Below are 17,566 nucleotides of genomic sequence, written 5' to 3' on the forward strand. Positions count from 1 at the left end.
AATGGCAACCGAGACCCATTCACGACAACCGTACGAGGAACAGTCCAAGTTAGAGCAAATTTACAATCGCATCCAAGACACCGGGCTGGCAACCGCGTTCGTCTACCTTGGCATTGGCCTCTTCCTCGCATGGTCGCTGTTCCCGGTATATTGGCTGGTGACCGCGTCACTAAAGACGAGAAAAACACTGCTGTCGTTTCCACCCCACTGGATCCCATGGGATATGCAGTTGGCTAACTACGCTCAGTTATTTGCTCAGCGGCCAGAGTTCGTGACGTTCATTACGAACAGCGTCATCATCACCATCACTACGACAATCATCGCGACATTTATCGGCGCCTGTGCGGCATACGGGTTCACAAAATTCGATTTCCCGTATAACCTCGACTTCCACTTGCCGTTCTACATTCTCTCGACGAGGTTTATGCCGCCCATCGTCACTATCATCCCTCTGTTTGTCATCTTCCGGGGACTCGGCCTGGTAAACACGTTGCAGGGGCTCATCCTTGTGTACGTGATGTTCAACATCCCATTCACCGTATGGATGATGAAGGGGTTCTTTGAGGAAATACCCGACAGTCTCATTGAGTCCGCGATGATTGACGGACACACACATCTCGGTGCGTTCTTCAAGATTGCGCTCCCGCTGGTGAAACCTGGCATCATCGCGGCGGCCATCTTCACGATGATCGTCACTTGGAACGAGTTGCTGTTCGCTATCATCCTTGCTCAGAGCACGAATGCGATGACTGTCCCAGTCGGACTTGCGTCATTCATTACAAAGTACTCGGTTCAATGGGTGAACATGAGTGTCGCAGGTACCATCGCGCTGCTGCCGGTGCTCGTGTTCGCGTTCGTCGCCCGCGATCAGCTCGTCCGCGGGTTCAGTATGGGAGGGGTCGAGAAGTGACCCTGACCCGGTAGCGAGACCGCGGACGGCTCCGGTATTTTTATTTTTGCGTCGTGTGTGGCCATACGACATGGTGGACACAATAGAGTATTGTCTTTCCAACATATCGGCTGAAACTAGAACGCGTCTGGCCGACTGCGAATTTGAGACAGTGGAAGAGCGGTGCCTCCAACGGTGTGGAGACTGCTTTAGCTCGTCGTTTCTCGTCGTCGATGGAATTCTCGTCCGTGGAGACCATGAGCGGACAATGCACCGCCTTGCGGAGACGGATCCGTGATTCGATGAACGTTCTATTCGTCTCCATCGACAGTTTACGACGGGATGTCCTCTCGACGTACGATCAGTCGATGGACTTGGATGTGGAAACGCCGAACATTGACCGATTCGCTGAACGGTCACTAGTGTTCGACACCCACTACGCGGGCAGTCTCCCCTGTATGCCGGCACGGCGTGAATGGATGACTGGCGTCCAAGAATTCCTCTGGCGCCCATGGGGACCTATCGAACCCTTCGACACGACACTCCCACTGGCGGCACGAGAGAACGGCGTGCTCAGCCAATTAATCACGGATCATTTTCACTACTTTCAGCACGGGAGCAACGGGTATTACGAGGACTACAACGGGTTCGAGTACGTTCGCGGTCACGAGGTGGACGCATGGCGAACTGACCCTCCGGAACCGGAGGGATGGCTCCTCTCTCAGGTGCTTGACGGAGAGCCGAAAGAGGCGGACGATGTCGCCATTAACGAGCTGTCGGCGGGGAACACGCCAACCGACCTCCGGTTCCAGAATCGCGCGCAATATGCCAGGAATGCTGCGGAGTTCGAGGAGGAGGAGGACTTCTTCGCGCCGCGGGTGTTCTCGCAAGTCGAGTCATGGCTACGGAAGAATATCGCGTGGGACGACTGGTTCCTGTATGTCGATAGCTTCGACGTCCACGAACCGTTTCACAATCCAGAACCGTACGCATCGATGTACACGGATCAAGACCCTCGAAATCCCTCACAGACCGTCTGGCCATACTACGGCCGCATCGACGCCGGTCAGAGCCAACTGAGCGACGACGAACTCGCGTTTGTCCGGTCGCAGTTCGCAGGGAAGGTGACGATGGTCGACCGGTGGTTCGGGAAGGTGCTTGACACGCTCGATGAAAAAGGACTTTGGGATGAGACAATGGTAATTGTCACCTCAGATCACGGGTTCTTCCTCGGTGAACACGGGTGGATTGGCAAGCCCGGCCGGTCACCCATGTATGATACGCTCGTTCATACACCGCTGATGGTGTGGCACCCCAACTCTCCGCGGATGGGCGATCGGACGTCTGCGCTCACGTCGGCAGTCGATCTCCACGCGACCGTTCTCGACGCGTTCGAGGTCAACGACCCGAACCGGGTTCACAGCCGAAGTTTGCTCCCTCTCGTCCGCAACGAGACGAATCATGTCAGAGACTGGGCGCTCTATGGCTACTGGGGGTCGTCGGTCAATATTACTGACGGCGAACGAACATATATGCGGCCATGTCGACCGGACGTTCCATCCACGGTGTATTCGACGACCATGATGAACGCGTACGGGTGGTTTACGCCAAGGACGCCAGAGGAAGATGCAGAGGCTGGACACTATCTTCCATACACGGACGCGCCCGTGTGGCGGTACGAAGCGCCCTCGGTTGAACGAAACGAAGACCCATTATTGTTCGACGTTCGTGATGACCCTGAACAGACGACTGACATCGTGGCGGACGCTCCTGAAGTTCACAACGAGATGCGCAGCCTGCTCGTACACGCACTAGATGACCTTCAGGCGCCAGACGAGCAGTACGAACGCCTTGGCTTGTAGTGGATGCCGTGATTTCTGCTTGCCGAGATTTCGTGGCGACCACCGACGAACGTTAAAGGAAATCGAAATCAGTCCTGTGGATATAAGTAGCTGCGTGACGGTGGTTATGCCAACCACACCAGAGTGTTACAAATGGCTCGCGTAGATTACGACTCCATCATGAAGAAGTATGGTGACACGCTCGCCGTCGAAGATGTCGACATCACCGTTGAGGACGGTGAGTTCGCAGTTCTGCTGGGGCCGTCTGGGTGCGGCAAAACGACGACGCTTCGGTGCCTAGCAGGGCTGACTGAACCGACGTCTGGAACCATCACGCTCGACGGATACGATGTGACCGATGTCCATCCGAAAAATCGGAACATTGCGATGGTGTTTCAGCAGTTCGCGCTTTACCCGCACATGAACGTGCGCGAGAACATCGGCTATCCGTTGAAAGTGGCCGGAGAGGATAAGCAGACGCGCAACGAGCGGGTCGAAGAGACAGCCAAGATGCTCGAAATCGAGGAGTTGCTTGACCGCGACATTGGTCATCTCTCCGGTGGCCAGCGCCAGCGGGTCGCACTTGGTCGTGCTATCATCCGCCGACCGTCGGTGTTCCTGATGGACGAACCATTGGCAAGCCTTGATGCGAAGCTGAAGATTAGCATGCGCAGTCGCATCAAGGTACTCCAAAAAGATCTCGGCATTACAACACTATATGTCACCCACGATCAGGAGGAGGCGATGACACTAGGCGACAAGCTTATTGTCATGAACAATGCGAACGTCCAACAGGTTGGTTCGCCCGATGAGGTGTATCATGAACCGGCCAATCGCTTTGTCGCCGGCTTTATTGGGTCGCCCAGTATGAACTTCGTCACCGTCACCATCGACAATAACGGCCATATCAGTGAGGCATCCGGCATTGAGGGGTTCGACGTCCAATTGGCTGAGCATGTCGCTCGACGATATCGTGGGCACGATCGATTAGAACTCGGTGTGCGACCCTCGTATTTCGAAGCTCATACCTCGCACACCGAAAACGCCATCGAGGGCACGGTTCAGGTGACCGAACCCCTCGGCGATGAGCAGATTCTCGACGTAGTCGTCGGTGACGAGGATGGCGACCATGTTGAACTGACAGTCCAGGCGCCAAACACGATGGACTTCGAGCGCAAGGATGACATCTGGCTGACGTTACAGGACGAACTCGTCCATGGGTTCGACATCCAGACGGACGACCGCATTGGCGACGCTGACCGCGTCCAACGTATGCAAGGATCCCCCGAGACGGAGCGGACGCCACAGTAATCAAATCAGAGGTTGGTCGCGTCGTCCACTATAGTTCCTTCTGTCGAATCAACGAATTCGTGTGGTAGGGAAATATGTATGAGGTTGCCCTGATACTGTATTTGTACATATGGTGAGCGTCGACTACATGGCCCACCAAGAGCAGTACAGCCCCAGTGAACTACTCGATTACGCCGAGCTAGCCGCCGACGCGGGCTTCGGCCTCGTATGGACGTCGGATCACTTCCACCCCTGGTTCCACACGGATGCCGAAGCCGGATTTGCGTGGTCATGGATGGGTGCCGCCGGCGAGCGGGTGGACGTTCCGGTCGGCACGTGCGTGACGCCCGCGACGGGGCACTACCATCCAGGCGTCATCGCGCAAGCATTCGCTACGTTGCAGGAGATGAACGACGAAAAAGTGATTCTCGGTCTCAGCACTGGCGAGGCGATGAACGAAACCCCCCTTGGGTTCGATTGGCCGGAGTACACCGAACGTCGCGATAGACTGGAAGAGTCGCTAAAGATAATCACAAACCTATGGGAAGAAGATGATTTCGTCGACTATGACGGTAACCGCTTCCAACTCAACGATGCACGCCTCTATACGAAACCTGAGGCACGTCCTGAGATCCACATCGCCGCGAATGGCCCTAGCACGGCCCGTCTCGCCGCCCGGTATGCTGACGGATTCATTACCGTTATCAAGGACGAAGAGTTCACCGACCGACTCTACCCCGCGATACGCCGGTATGCGGAGGAAGAGGGTAACGACCCCGACGATATCGAAACGACGCTCCTCGTCATCGCCTCTTATGCCGACGACTACGAGGATGCCTACAAGGCAACCCGACCGTGGTGGGCGACCACTCAGAACGTCTTCGATCGGGCGATGGCCAACCCCCGTGACATCGAGCGCGAGGGTGAGAAAGCGACACGTGAGCAAGTTGAGTCGAAGTTCCTCATCGCAGACTCCCCGGAGGACATTGCCGCAAAAATTGAGGAATGGTCTGAGATGGGATTCGACCGAGTTGCTCTGGCCAACACAAGTCCCGATCCAAAGCAATTCTTCGAGGTGATGGGTGACGAAGTCATACCATCACTGTGAGGTGCAAGTGACGATTCCTACTCCTCTGACAGGGCTACCGCCACACGCTCTCCGGTTTGGGCAGACTCATATGCTGCCTCCGTGACGGCTGTCGCACGCAGGGCATCACGCACCGTGGCTGGCACAGGTGCGTCGCCTTCGACGGCTGCGACGAATGCCTCGGCCTTTGTCGGGGGACGTTCGTAGTATGAGTCGAACGCCTTGATGGATGGTGAGTATTCGCCGCCATCACCGTGAATAAGTCTCAGTGAGCGATCGCGCCATTCCCTTCCTTCGACAAGTACTCCGCCGTCGTCGTCCCAGACTGCGAGCCGTTCGCGCACTCTCGGCACGTCGCCGTGCATAGAGACGTGAGCAGTCGCGCCGTTCTCGAAGTCGACGGTGAGGTTCGCCCTGATGTCCGTCCGTTCAGTATGGAAGTCCATGTCTGCGTCCACCGTTGTTGGTGTTAGCCCGGTCGTCCAGAGTACCACGTCTATGAGGTGGTTGCCTGTGTCGTACAGGAAGCCGCCGCCGCTTAGAGACGGATCTACACGCCACGTCCCAAGGTTCGGCTGGAGCCACTCTTCAGTTATCTCTGCCCCAATGAATGTTGGATCGTCGGTCTCACGGATGCGCTCTCTTGCGCGAACAAATGCCGGATCGAAGTGGCGCTGGTAGCCAACCATCAGTACCTCGTCGCGCTCGGCATCTCGGTGGACGAGATCGCGGGCTTGGTCGAGGTCGACGACGAGGGGCTTCTCGCAGAGGACGTGCAGGTCGTGGTCAAGTGCTGCGATGACGTGCTCAAAGTGGAGTGCATGGGGGGTGACGATGGCGACAGCATCAAGTCGCTCCCCCTTGAGCATCGCTTCGGGTGTAGCGTAGCGTGACTGTTCGGAAACGTCTAGTGTCTCGCCAGCCCGGTTTCTGCCCTCCTCTGAGATGTCCGCGAGAGCGATGAGGGTAGCGTTTGGGGTGTGGCGGAACTGGGTTCCGATGTGGGTTCCAAGGCCTCCTGTACCGATGATTCCGACTCTAAGGGTCATAGTCTCGCTCACTGTCAGCATTTTCAGCAACAATAATGGGTTTTCGGGTTCTCGTTCTCGCATCCACTAGCATTCCTGACAACAGTTCGAGGAACATGCCCACGACTCTAGCTGTGGGAGGAACTCAATCGAGGGGTTCTAGTGGATCGTCTATCAGTTCGGTCTCCGATCGAGCGGGCGGGGTGTTGGTGGGGTTGGCCCACTTGACGGCATTGTGCAAGAATTGCTGAACTTCTTCTTGGTGATATACGGGGTATGTCTCGTGGCCAGGACGGAAGTAGAACACTTTCCCATTGCCTCGCCGGTAACAGCACCCGCTACGGAATACCTCGCCGCCCTCGAACCAGCTGATGGTTACGAGCGTATCAGGGGCGGGAACGTCGAAGCGCTCTCCATACATCTCTGCCTTGGGAATGTCAACGTATTCGTCTATCCCGTCCGCGACGGGATGGCTGGGTTCGACAACCCAGATTCGCTCTCGTTCGCCAGCCTCGCGCCAACGGAGCGACCCACTCGTTCCCACGAGTGACGTGAACACTTTCGACTCATGGCTTGAATGGAGTGCGACAAGCCCCATTCCATCGAGAACGCGGCGTTTCACCCTTGCTACGATGTCGTCTTCCACTTCGTCATGAGCAAGATGGCCCCACCACAATAGCACGTCCGTCTCTGCTAACACCTTGTCAGTGAGACCGTGTTCTGGTTCATCGAGCGTCGCGGTTCGCACGTCGTGCCCGTATTCTTCGAGTGCCGCCGCCAGCGTCGCGTGAATGCCGTCCGGGTACACCGCCCGAACCTCATCATCGTCGCGCTCGTGTCGATACTCGTTCCACACAGTAACCTGTGCCATGCGTGGTTCGTGATTCGTCGGTCGAACACAAATAGCTAGGTCAGTTCAACCTGCCCCGAAGTCATGGACAGAGAAACCGAATCGGGGATTCGTCTCGTACCCCGCTACGGAGCCCACCGACAAGCCCCACCTTCAACGAAGCGATCGGGCGTCAGCTTAGAGCGAGATGGATGAGGTAGGTGACTGTCCCCGTCAGTCGGCGTCGTCATTGATCAGTGCCGCAGTCCGATGCCGAATATTTATGCCACACCGTGACAATGCTCGTAACGAGATATGCCGAGACTCAACGGTGGCGAGATCATCGCCAAATACCTCGAGAGGGAAGGCGTCGAGTATCTGGTCGGAATTCCTGGCCATGGGAGTACGAACCTGCTCGACGCGTTCAACGACTCGGACGTCGAAGTAATCCAGCCCCGACACGAACAGGGCGCGGCCCACCTCGCTGACGGCTACGCACGCGCCTGTGGAAAACCGCTCGCAGTGTTCACGTCCATCGGGCCGGGCGCGACGAACACGGTCACGGGCGTGGCAACGGCATACGTCGACTCCATTCCAATGGTTGTCTTCACGGGCGCACCCCAAACCCACGAGTACGGTCAGGGCATTTTACAGGAAATCGACCGCCAGAAACCTGGGGACTTCCCGAGCGTGATGGAACCGGTGACGAAGCAGTCGTTCGTCGTCGACGATGTCGAGCGCCTGCCGCGGATTCTCCGTCGAGCGTTCCAGATAGCGATGGAGGGCCGCCCCGGCCCCGTCCATGTCGATGTTCCGATGGATGTCCAAGGTGCGGCGGCTGACGTCGAGATTCCCGACCCAGCGTCGTGGCGCTCACATAGTCGCCCCGGAGGCGATCCCGAGAAGGTTGCGGATGCCGCGGATTTGCTCGCCGAGGCCGACCGACCGGTACTCGTCCCCGGAGGAGGTACGATGCTCGCAGAGGCGTGGGACGAGGTACAGGCGCTCGCTGAGCATTTGCAGGCACCCATCATCCCAACATTTCAGGCGAAGGGCATCGTTCCCGAGGATCATGACCTATTCGTCGGCTACGCAGGCTGGATTGGTTCCACCGCAGGCAATGAACTTGCGAGTAACGCTGACGTGGTGCTTGCGGTCGGTTGTCGGTTCTCTGACCTCCACACCTCCTCATTTGAATCGGGAGTGAGCTTCGAGATTCCCCCATCGAAGCTGATTCACGTCGACATTGACCCCCAGGAAATTGGGAAGAACTACCCAGTTGAGGTGGGAATCCAAGGTGACGCCAAGGTAACTACGCGCCAGCTGTACGAGGCCGTCGAAGACCGCATCGCCCCCGTTTCCCCTGAGGACAACGAGTACTACGCCGAGATTCGATCGCTCTGGGAAGACTGGCAGGAGATGGTTGAGGAGCGTCACACAGACGACGTGCCGATGAGTATTTCGCGCGTGATCGCAGGTTTACGCGAAGTGCTCCCACGCGAAGGTATCGTTGTCTCCAGTGCCGGCCAGCCCCAAGAGACAACGAATCCTGAGTTCCCTGTGTATGAACCGCGCAGCAATATCTCCTGTGGCGGCTTTTCGACGATGGGATTCGGCGTCTCGGCAGCCATTGGCGCAAAACTAGCACAACCCGACCGGCCAGTCGTTGACATTGAGGGGGACGGTTCGTTCCTCATGAATAACCAAGAAGTTGCCTGCGCTGTCCAGCATGATGTGGACGTGACCTACCTCATTCTCAATAATCACGGCTGGAAATCCATCCGAAACTTGCAGGTTAACAAGTACGGCTGGGATCGAGTACTAGACACGCCATTCGACGAGGAGACGGACGTCGACTACATGACATTCGCAGATGCGTTCAACGTCGGCTACGCAGAGCGTGTGATCAAACCCGAGAACCTCCTAGAGACGCTGGAAGACGCCATTGAATACGACGGACCTGCCATTGTTGAGGCTATCGTTGAACCGGACAACCCAGACTCCGGTGCCATCATCACCGGCGAGTGGGATCTTGCCGACCTCGAGGAGACATAAATCCTGGCGCGGCTTAGAGCATCCCTTCCTCGATGCGTTCTTTGTAGCTGATGATACCAAGAATTCTCTCATCGAACGAATGCCAGCAAACTACTCGGTAGAACTAATTATGTAAATTGCGCCAAGGATATTTCCCTTATTCGTTATCGAGATTGTGACCGCTTGGACTCCCAAACATTGCTCTTCATCATTAAACTAGATTTTATATTAATATATAAATTAATTTGTTGTCAAGAACGTCATTCTGAATAATGGTGTTCTTCCTCTCCCGGGAGATCCCCATTTGATGACGACTCCCTGTCGTGCATTGGGGGAGTTTACCGGAGCTGCGTACTCCGAATTGTCCCGAGGAAGTCGTTGTTCGTCCCACTGTCGATGATGAGTGAATTACCGGCGGGAGAGCATGGTCACAGCCCATTCGGTGGGTTCTCGGCATGATGATTTAGTCGGCGTCACCCTCCGTCTCTCGAAACCCGTCCATTCTGCTTGAGTGGCTTCCGTGATACAAGCCCCAATCTCCTTCGTCAGTACCATGTCGCGTTACTGATCACTCCCGTAGCGATGACGGCTGACCGAACCAAGTACATCGTACATTTGCTGATGTGATCGGCTTTGGTTCGAAAGGCGGGTGTTTCGTTCGGAAACGTTAGTGGGGCGTGTTTGCGTCGACGTTCACTCCGGCCTCTTTCAGTAACGAGTCGCCAGTCTGGCCGTCAAAGATGTGTATTTGTTCTCTGTCAAGAACAATATCGACTGTCTCCTTTTCCTGAACGCTTGTGTGCGGGCCGACCGACGCGCGTAGAGGCTCTTCCCTGCCGACGTCGAGGTACAGCAGCGTGTATTCACCGACCGGTTCAATGATGTCAACGGTTGCTTGGAATGGCTCACTTGGATTGTCGACGTCCGTCCGGTCGCCGCGGGTGTGTATGTCCATCGGACGTACTCCGAGTGTAACGTGCCGAGAGGAAGCTCGAGAGTCGACGACGCTCCCGTATTCCTCATCCAGAGTAATCGTGATCGACTCTGATGTGAGTGCCTGAGATTCGGCGTCGAACTCGCACTGGACGAAGTTCATATTTGGATTCCCGATAAAGCCACCTACGAAGCGGTTTTCGGGCTCCATATACGACTCCATCGGTGGATCTGCCTGCTGTATCTCGCCGTTATTCATTACGACAACTCTATCGCTGATGGTCATCGCCTCCTCCTGATCGTGGGTAACATATACCATCGTAGTGCCCAGTTCCCGCTGTAGGCGCTGGATCTCAGTTCGCATATGGGTTCGAAGTTTCGCGTCGAGGTTCGACAGCGGTTCGTCAAGCAGGAATACTTCAGGGTCTCGCACAATGGCGCGCCCCAGTGCAACTCGTTGTTGTTGTCCGCCCGAGAGTTCCTTCGGCTTTGATTCGAGCAAATCCGTGATATCCATAGTCTCTGCAACTCTCTGAACCTTCGCCTCGCGTTCGTCCGGGGAGAGATCAGTGGACATCCGGAGACCGAACTCCATGTTCTCCGCAGCGGTTTTGTGCGGATAGAGCGCGTAGCTCTGGAACATCATCGCGATATTGCGTGCCATCGGTGGCTTACCGTTTACCACTTCGTCGTTGATTCGCAGTTCACCGCCGGTCGGCTGCTGGAGACCAGCAATAAGTTCCAACGTTGTCGTCTTCCCGCACCCCGATGGTCCGACGAGCGTGACCAGTTCACCGTCTTCTATCTCAAGATCGATGCTGTCGACCGCGACTGTATCACCGTACTTCTTGACAATGTTGTTAAGTATTACATTTCCCATGGAATTCACCCTTTCACGCTGCCGGCCGTCAGGCCGGTCACTATCTTTTCCTGTGCAACTAGGATGAGCGCCATAATGGGAACGACGCTCAGGACGCTAGCCGCAGAGATGAGATGCCACGGCACTGAGTACTTCTCTTGGAAGTTGTACAGCCCGATGCTCATCGTCTGCGTCGTGATGTCCGACGTCATGATGAACGCCCAGAAGAACTCATTATAGCTCATGATGAACACGAGAATGGCAACGCTCGCAAGTCCAGGTGCTGATAACGGCATCACAACACGAATGAGAGCGCCGATTCGCGAGCAACCGTCGACCCTCGCTGCCTTCTCCAGATCCTTCGGAATTTGCTCGTAGAATCCTTTTAAGATCCAGAGAGCCATTGGCGCGAACAGCCCAGTGTAAGGAACGATGAGCCCCTGGTACGTGTTAATCCAGCCGAGCTGGGAGAAGATGCGGAACATCGATACCACAAACACGACCGGCGGGAACATCGAAATGAGCAACACGCTCATGATGAGCGCACGCTTGCCACGGAAGTCGAATCGAGCGAGCGCGTAAGCCGCAAGGCTGCACGTAACAAGGATGAGCAGGGTTGTCGCGACGGCGATGACGATACTATTGAACATGTACCGGAGGAAATTCACTCCCAGTACAACCGTCTTAAAATGCTGGAGTGTCGGTTCGAGCGGAAGCATCGTTGGATTCGAGGAGTAAATCTCCTTCGGGAGCTTGAACGCAGTGACAAGTATCCAGTATACTGGAAATACGGAGTACACGAAAAAGAACGCCACACCCGTCCATAGAGCGGCGCGGTACATCCGTTGCTGGTCGGTGAGCAGTTCGGCAAACGTTTGATTGTCAGTAGTTGTACTCATTCTTCTCTGTAGTTGATGGTGTAGACGAACACGAAGGGGAGGATGAGAAGGACGACGAGGACACCCATCGCAGCTCCCTTCCCAAAGTAAAGCTGTTCGAACGTCTTTTCTACGGTGAGGATGCTGACCGACTTCGTGGCGTTCGCAGGGCCACCAGCAGTCATAATGTAGATAACGCCGAACACCTTCATCGCCCGGATGGTTCGGAACAGCAACGAAATGAGGATTGCGTTTTTCACGTGTGGAAGCGTGATATGGCGGAACCGGGAAAGCATCCCCGCCCCGTCCACCTTGGCACTTTTATATAGATCACGGTCAATGGTCTGAAGACTTGCCAGGATGAGGAGAGCCATGAACGGGAAGCTCTTCCAGATGTCGGAGAAGATAACCGCGAACATGGCGGTGTCGGCGTGGCCGAGCCAATTGATATAGCCATTGATGAGGCCCACCTGAGTGAGCAGGTAATTGACGATACCGTAATCGGCGTTGAACATGAACTTGAACGACAGGCCTTGCACGACAAGCGGGATCGCCCACGGGAGTAGTACAGCGGTTCGAAGCCATCCGCGCCCCTTGAAGGTCTCTGAGAGGATAAGCGCAGCCAAGAGACCGAACACAAGTTCGAAGAACACGCTGACGACCGTAAAGAACAGTGTATTCTTGACCGCCCTCTGGAATACTGGATTTTGAATAATCTGGACGTAGTTGTCAAGCCCGACGAAACGCTGTCCGAGCCACGGCTGGGCCATCGGCATCGAGTAGAAGCTCAGGTAGATAGTCTTGGCGAGCGGGTAGGCTGCTACAAGCATAAGAATCGCGAGCAGCGGTGACATTAGTAAAAGCGCGTAGTATCCGTCGTCAAGTCCATCAATGCGGTATAAGAGTCTGGTTCTCCAGCTCAAGGCGTCCGGAGAGTGTTTCTGGTCGCCCTGAGACCACACGCTTTCAAACACCATCGATGATATACCTCACAGTTGTCGGTCGTTGCGTAACCGTCGTACGTAACCGTTTTGTTTCGATCATGTGGATTTCGTTTTGATATCGTTCAGCTGCAGTGCTCGAAGTAGTTGTCCCCTCACTTTGGTGGCTGGTAGTTACTTTCGATATCCTTCAGTTTCTTCTTTGCATTGCTCAGAGCCTGTTGGGCAGTCGCGTTCTTATTGAGAACGTTCGAGACCGCCTTTTGGAACACATCCGACTCTTGTGAATAGATGGGTGTAGAGGGACGGGCGATACTGTTCGACAGCACTTTCCCGAATGATTCGAGGTACGGCCCCAGCGGCTTTATGCTCTTGAAATCGTCCCTGCTCCAATACTTCGAGATGGCTGGGACACTCCCATTGCCGAGATTGGCCTTAAGGATCTCCGGATCCGATGCCATCGTCTTAACGACCTTGACGGCTGCCTTGGGATTTTTCGAGTTCTTGTTGATACCGTAGTTTTCGTTCCCAAGACAGCCGTTGTTTCCGGGCATCGGGGCGTATCCCCAGTCGCCGGCAATCTTTGACTTCTCTTTATTGTCGAGAATTGGCGGAAGGTAGAACCAGTTGCGGTGGAACACAGCGTTGCCCTGCTGGAGTAGTTTGGCGCTCGGGCCCTCAGTCATCGAGACGACCGATTGTGGGCTGACCTTGTCGGTATAGATCAAGTCACGCATTCCTTTTGTCGCGTCGACGACCTTCTGGCTGTCGATGGTAATGGAACGCTTACCTGGCGTCTTGTGTAGGCCGTCACGATTGCCGAATATCCAGCCGTCCTCGGCGTGAACCCACTCAACCCAGTCACAGACGAGACCCTCATACTGTTTGCCCTGCCAAGTGAATCCTTTCACATCACCGTCTGCCTCCTGTTTCGCTTTTGTCGCCATTTCGACGAGCTCCTTTCGGGTAGTGGGGGGATTCGAGTACCCCGCGTTTTTGAGCAGTTTCTTGTTGTAATACAGGCCCCCTGCGTCTGCGAACTGCGGTGGTGCGTACAGCTTACCATTCCAGCTCCCAGCGCGAATTGCCGATTCAATGAACTGGTTCGTCCACTTTTTATCGACGTAGTCCTCAATGGGGAGAAGCCATCCGGCGGCGGCGAACTGCTGGGTGTAGATACCATCAAGGTTGAAAATATCCGGATCCGATCGCCCAGATGACAGCCATGTCTTCAACTTCTGGGTATCTTGATCGGTGGATCCCGGGATTTCGGTCATTTCGAACGTGATATTGTCGGGAATCTTCTTGTTCACCCGTTGTTCAAATTTCTTGACTGCGCTTTCGTCGTGGATTGTTCCAAGGGCGTATTTCACGGTGGTTTTGCCGCTCTTGCTGCTACCGGTCGTGCCACCGTTTTTCTTACTACCGCCTCCATCACCACTCGAACAGCCTGCGAGTAAAGCCATACTACCTGTTGCAGCCATCCCTGCCGTCTTTAGGAATTTGCGCCGCTTGTCTCCAGAAGTGTCACTACTCCCGCATTCGCGGCCATTGCTAGCCTGTGGCATACGTTAATGCATGTGTGAATGTGGTTCATATACTTTCCGAAACCCCTTGGACATTTTACCATATTCTCAACACCATTGCGATTAAGCTGATAAATAGTCCCACACATTGCCAGTCCCACAATGTTTTTGTAGCGACGGCATACAGATACCGGGACGTTGTCACATGCCAACCGACGATTCGCTTGGAATCGGCTTCGTAGGGGCCGGTTTCATCACCGAGACATTCCATTCAGAGACGTTACGGGGGATTCGCCACGCTCACGCAGCTGGCGTGATGAATCCAACACAGAGCAAGGCCGAAAGAGTCGCAGACAAACTTCGAAAGTACGAGTGCGGCGACCCAACGGTTCACGACTCGGTTGAGTCCCTCACCCAAGATCCGGATGTTGACGCCTTGTGGATAACCAGTCCGAACTTCACACGCGTCGAAACTGTTGAAGCCGTCGTCAATGCACTCGAATCTGACGGCGCCCACCTTGATGGCATCGCTATCGAGAAACCGCTCGCGCGCAATGTCGCCGAAGCTCGTAGGGTCGTTGACCTCGTCGAACGTATTGGCATTCCGCACGCCTATCTAGAGAATCAGGTCTACATGCCTGGTGTCTCGAAGATGAAAAATCTGCTTTGGGAGGGTGCAGACACGACCGGACGGCCTTATCTCGCTCGCTCGGCCGAGGAACACGCTGGCCCACATTCGGCGTGGTTTTGGGAGGGCGAAAAACAGGGTGGTGGTGTCCTGAACGACATGATGTGTCATTCGCACAAGGTCAACAAGCACCTGCTTGAATCAGACGAGGGGGATGATCTGAGACCCATCGCAGTTAGTTGCGACATCTCAACAGTTAAGTGGTCACGTGAAAAGTACGCAGAACAATTGGCCAGCGAGTACGAGGTCGATTACCAATCCACCCCTTCCGAGGATTACGCCCGTGCGTCTGTGTTCTACGAAACCGATGACGGCGACATAGTAGTCGCCGAGGCAACAAACTCCTGGTGTTATGTCGGATCGGGTCTACGCATAACCATCGAACTGTTGGGTCCGGAGTATTCCGGGAGTCTCAACACACTTGACTCCGGAGTTGATTTGTTCTTCTCGAGCGACGTTCAGGACGACGAAACAGGATACTTCGTCGAGAAACAGCAGGCACAGGAGGGCGAGATTCCTGTTATACCTGACGAAGTATCGACCTACGGATACCTCGATCAGAACCGCCACGTCGTCTCCGCGTTCCGCGATGGCGAAAACGCTCGCGAGGATTTGTACGATGGACTCGAGGTGGTCGAACTCTGCATGGCGTCGTACTTGGCCGCCGAGACGGGAGAGCGTATTGAGCTCGACGATGTTTCCCTCGAAGAGTATGTTCCAGAACCGGCTCGTGGCGAGTTTGAATCCGGTCGGGAGGGGCTCTAACCCCATGTTCTGTTCGATGCAAGGTGCCCAGTCATGACGGTTAAAATAGCGGTTATCGGCGGTGGCACCATGGGACGAACGCACGCGACAGCAATCGCTGGTAACCCCGATGCGGAACTAACGATGGTGTGTGACATCGACAGCGAGATTCTCGATGGATTTGCCCGCGCTGATTGGAGTCGTTCAGATGTGGTCTATGGTGAGTCGATGGACACAATGCCGGTACTTGGCTCGCCAGAGTCCGTATCAACCCCTGAGGAAGTGTTCGCGGCCGACGTCGATGCAGTGTCGATTTGCACGCCAAACGCGTTTCACGCCCCCCTCGCGCAGGACGGGCTAGACGCGGGCAAGCATGTTATCGTCGAGAAGCCGATGGCTACCTCTGTCGAAGAATGTCGAGCCATGCTTGACCGAGCGGAAGAAACAGAGCGCGTACTCCACGTCGGGCATATGTGGCGCTACCACCAGCACGTAAACTGGGCACAATCGCTCGTGGCGAACGGCGAGATTGGTGAGCCTGTAAAACTGAAAGCGTTCGGTATTCATGCCGACTGGGGCCCCGGCGGCTGGTTCACCGACCCAGATCTCGCCGGCGGCGGCGCACTCCTTGACATGGGAATTCACGCTATTGACACGGCTGGTCATATCCTCGGCGATCCGAACCCTGTTCGCGTGTACGCATCCATCGAAACCAACTTCGGCACATACGAAGTCGATGATGATGCATTACTTCATGTAACGTACGACGACGGGACGCGCGCTGTTGTCGAGAGCGGCTGGCGCCATCCGTACAGAGAAGGTGGTGAGAGTGCCGTGCGAATCTACGGATCTGATGGGTACCTCAGCGTATTCCCCACGAAGGCTCGCATCGACTGGGGTGAGAAAACTGGTTGGTTCGACCCCTCGTTTGACGCTCCCAAGGATACATTCACGATGTACCAGTCACTTATTGATGACTTCGTGGACTGTATCCGCAATGGAACCCCGGAAGCGTCAAATGCCCCCACTGCTGCGAACGCAGTTGCCGTTTGCGACGCGGCGTACGAGAGTGCCGAAACCGGTCAAGTGATAGACATTGAGTAACTCACTATAGCACCTAACACGCACACAAACTAACTTTTCATGCCACAGGAATCCCCTGACTCTTTGTCCCTTCGATACGTTCGCTCGGCCATGACGGAGACACCGGTACAAAGTCCTGGCTTTGGCACGTACAACTTACATGGTGAACCCGGCGTTGAGGCGGTTTCCACGGCACTCGATGTTGGTTACCGCCATGTGGACACAGCCCGGATGTATAAGAACGAGGCAGTTGTCGGCAAAGCCCTTACTCAATCGAACGTGCCACGAGAGGAGGTGTTCGTGGCTACCAAAGTCGGTCACTTCACCGAACCGAATCTTTCACCCGAGTATATCCGCAAGAGCGTCGCTGAGAGCCGCAAGCGTCTCGGTATCGAAACTGTCGACCTTCTGTACATCCATTGGCCGTACAGCTTCGACGCCGAGGCTCACCTTCCAACGCTGAACGAACTCGTCCATGACGGCTGGGTGCGTCATCTCGGCGTTTCGAACTTCACGCCGCTAATGCTCGACGATGCACGTACCGTCTCCGACGAACCGCTGTTCGCTCTCCAGGTAGAGATGCACCCTCTGCTTCAGCAGGAGGAACTGGTCGCCTACGCCGACGAACACGACTTGACGCTTGTCGCATACTCACCACTGGCTCAGGGGAAGGTGTTCGATGTCCCCGAGCTACGAAACATTGCGGAGAAGCACGCTGTCTCACCCGCACAGGTTAGCCTCGCATGGTTCTCGACGAAGGGTGCCATCCCCATCCCGAAAGCAAGTAGCAAAGCGCACGTCCGAGATAACTTTGCGGCGACCGACCTCAACCTCGACGACGAAGACATTGCGCGCATTGACGCCATTGACAGGGAGCTACGACTCGAGGACGAGGAATTCATGAACTGGTAATCGG

General features: G+C 55.4%; 15 protein-coding genes. 9 read left to right on the forward strand and 6 right to left on the reverse strand.

The annotated features are described in order from the left end of the window. The first annotated feature begins 1 nt into the window (after position 1). The 5 genes from ACR3FE_RS24045 (at position 2) to ACR3FE_RS24065 (ending at position 5,128) form a co-directional block, all read left to right on the forward strand. A complete protein-coding gene (locus ACR3FE_RS24045; RefSeq protein ID WP_458210380.1) occupies positions 2-910 on the forward strand; it encodes a carbohydrate ABC transporter permease in 909 nt (302 codons plus the stop codon). Between the two features lie 70 nt (positions 911-980). Then, complete coding sequence (locus tag ACR3FE_RS24050) at positions 981-1,187, forward strand: DUF1450 domain-containing protein (RefSeq protein ID WP_458210381.1); 207 nt, start codon at positions 981-983, stop codon at positions 1,185-1,187. After that, positions 1,147-2,751 carry a sulfatase-like hydrolase/transferase gene (locus tag ACR3FE_RS24055; protein WP_458210382.1) on the forward strand — a complete coding sequence of 535 codons (1,605 nt, stop codon included), beginning with the start codon at positions 1,147-1,149 and terminating at the stop codon, positions 2,749-2,751. The genes ACR3FE_RS24050 and ACR3FE_RS24055 overlap by 41 nt, the downstream gene beginning before the upstream one ends. 132 nt (positions 2,752-2,883) lie before the next feature. Then, positions 2,884-4,041: an ABC transporter ATP-binding protein gene (locus ACR3FE_RS24060; RefSeq protein WP_458210383.1), complete on the forward strand. Its 1,158-nt coding sequence runs from the start codon at positions 2,884-2,886 to the stop codon at positions 4,039-4,041. 109 nt (positions 4,042-4,150) lie between these two features. Beyond that, a complete protein-coding gene (locus ACR3FE_RS24065) occupies positions 4,151-5,128 on the forward strand; it encodes a TIGR03557 family F420-dependent LLM class oxidoreductase (protein WP_458210384.1) in 978 nt (325 codons plus the stop codon). A 17-nt stretch (positions 5,129-5,145) separates the two neighbouring features. Here the strand turns inward: ACR3FE_RS24065 and ACR3FE_RS24070 are convergent, their stop codons facing one another. Together ACR3FE_RS24070 and ACR3FE_RS24075 are read right to left on the reverse strand one after the other, a co-directional pair. Further along, positions 5,146-6,156, reverse strand: coding sequence for a Gfo/Idh/MocA family protein (locus ACR3FE_RS24070; RefSeq protein WP_458210385.1), 1,011 nt, complete (start codon positions 6,154-6,156; stop codon positions 5,146-5,148). A gap of 124 nt (positions 6,157-6,280) precedes the next feature. Beyond that, a complete protein-coding gene (locus ACR3FE_RS24075; RefSeq protein ID WP_458210386.1) occupies positions 6,281-7,006 on the reverse strand; it encodes a ThuA domain-containing protein in 726 nt (241 codons plus the stop codon). Positions 7,007-7,279: 273 nt separating this feature from the next. On the opposite strand from ACR3FE_RS24075, the gene ACR3FE_RS24080 reads away from it, so the two are divergent. Continuing rightward, positions 7,280-9,019 carry a thiamine pyrophosphate-binding protein gene (locus ACR3FE_RS24080; protein WP_458210387.1) on the forward strand — a complete coding sequence of 580 codons (1,740 nt, stop codon included), beginning with the start codon at positions 7,280-7,282 and terminating at the stop codon, positions 9,017-9,019. A 646-nt stretch (positions 9,020-9,665) separates the two neighbouring features. Here ACR3FE_RS24080 and ACR3FE_RS24085 read toward each other — a convergent pair. The 4 genes from ACR3FE_RS24085 to ACR3FE_RS24100 form a co-directional block, all read right to left on the reverse strand. Then, positions 9,666-10,811, reverse strand: a complete 1,146-nt coding sequence (locus ACR3FE_RS24085) for an ABC transporter ATP-binding protein (RefSeq protein ID WP_458210388.1) — start codon at positions 10,809-10,811, stop codon at positions 9,666-9,668. A 5-nt stretch (positions 10,812-10,816) separates the two neighbouring features. Beyond that, entirely contained in the window at positions 10,817-11,689 is an 873-nt protein-coding gene (locus ACR3FE_RS24090) for a carbohydrate ABC transporter permease (protein WP_458210389.1), read from the reverse strand. Then, entirely contained in the window at positions 11,686-12,645 is a 960-nt protein-coding gene (locus ACR3FE_RS24095; protein ID WP_458210390.1) for a carbohydrate ABC transporter permease, read from the reverse strand. Before ACR3FE_RS24095 ends, ACR3FE_RS24090 begins: the two co-directional genes overlap by 4 nt. Positions 12,646-12,764: 119 nt before the next feature. Continuing rightward, positions 12,765-14,177 (reverse strand): ABC transporter substrate-binding protein, encoded by a 1,413-nt coding sequence (locus ACR3FE_RS24100; RefSeq protein ID WP_458210391.1) that lies wholly within the window; start codon positions 14,175-14,177, stop codon positions 12,765-12,767. 163 nt (positions 14,178-14,340) lie between these two features. Between ACR3FE_RS24100 and ACR3FE_RS24105 the strand changes: the two genes are divergently transcribed. The 3 genes from ACR3FE_RS24105 (at position 14,341) to ACR3FE_RS24115 (ending at position 17,562) form a co-directional block, all read left to right on the forward strand. Beyond that, positions 14,341-15,588: a Gfo/Idh/MocA family protein gene (locus tag ACR3FE_RS24105; protein WP_458210392.1), complete on the forward strand. Its 1,248-nt coding sequence runs from the start codon at positions 14,341-14,343 to the stop codon at positions 15,586-15,588. Positions 15,589-15,621: 33 nt separating this feature from the next. Continuing rightward, complete coding sequence (locus ACR3FE_RS24110) at positions 15,622-16,671, forward strand: Gfo/Idh/MocA family protein (protein WP_458210393.1); 1,050 nt, start codon at positions 15,622-15,624, stop codon at positions 16,669-16,671. 90 nt (positions 16,672-16,761) lie between these two features. After that, positions 16,762-17,562: an aldo/keto reductase gene (locus tag ACR3FE_RS24115; RefSeq protein WP_458210394.1), complete on the forward strand. Its 801-nt coding sequence runs from the start codon at positions 16,762-16,764 to the stop codon at positions 17,560-17,562. Positions 17,563-17,566: the final 4 nt, after the last annotated feature.

Source organism: Haladaptatus rarus (assembly GCF_054177585.1).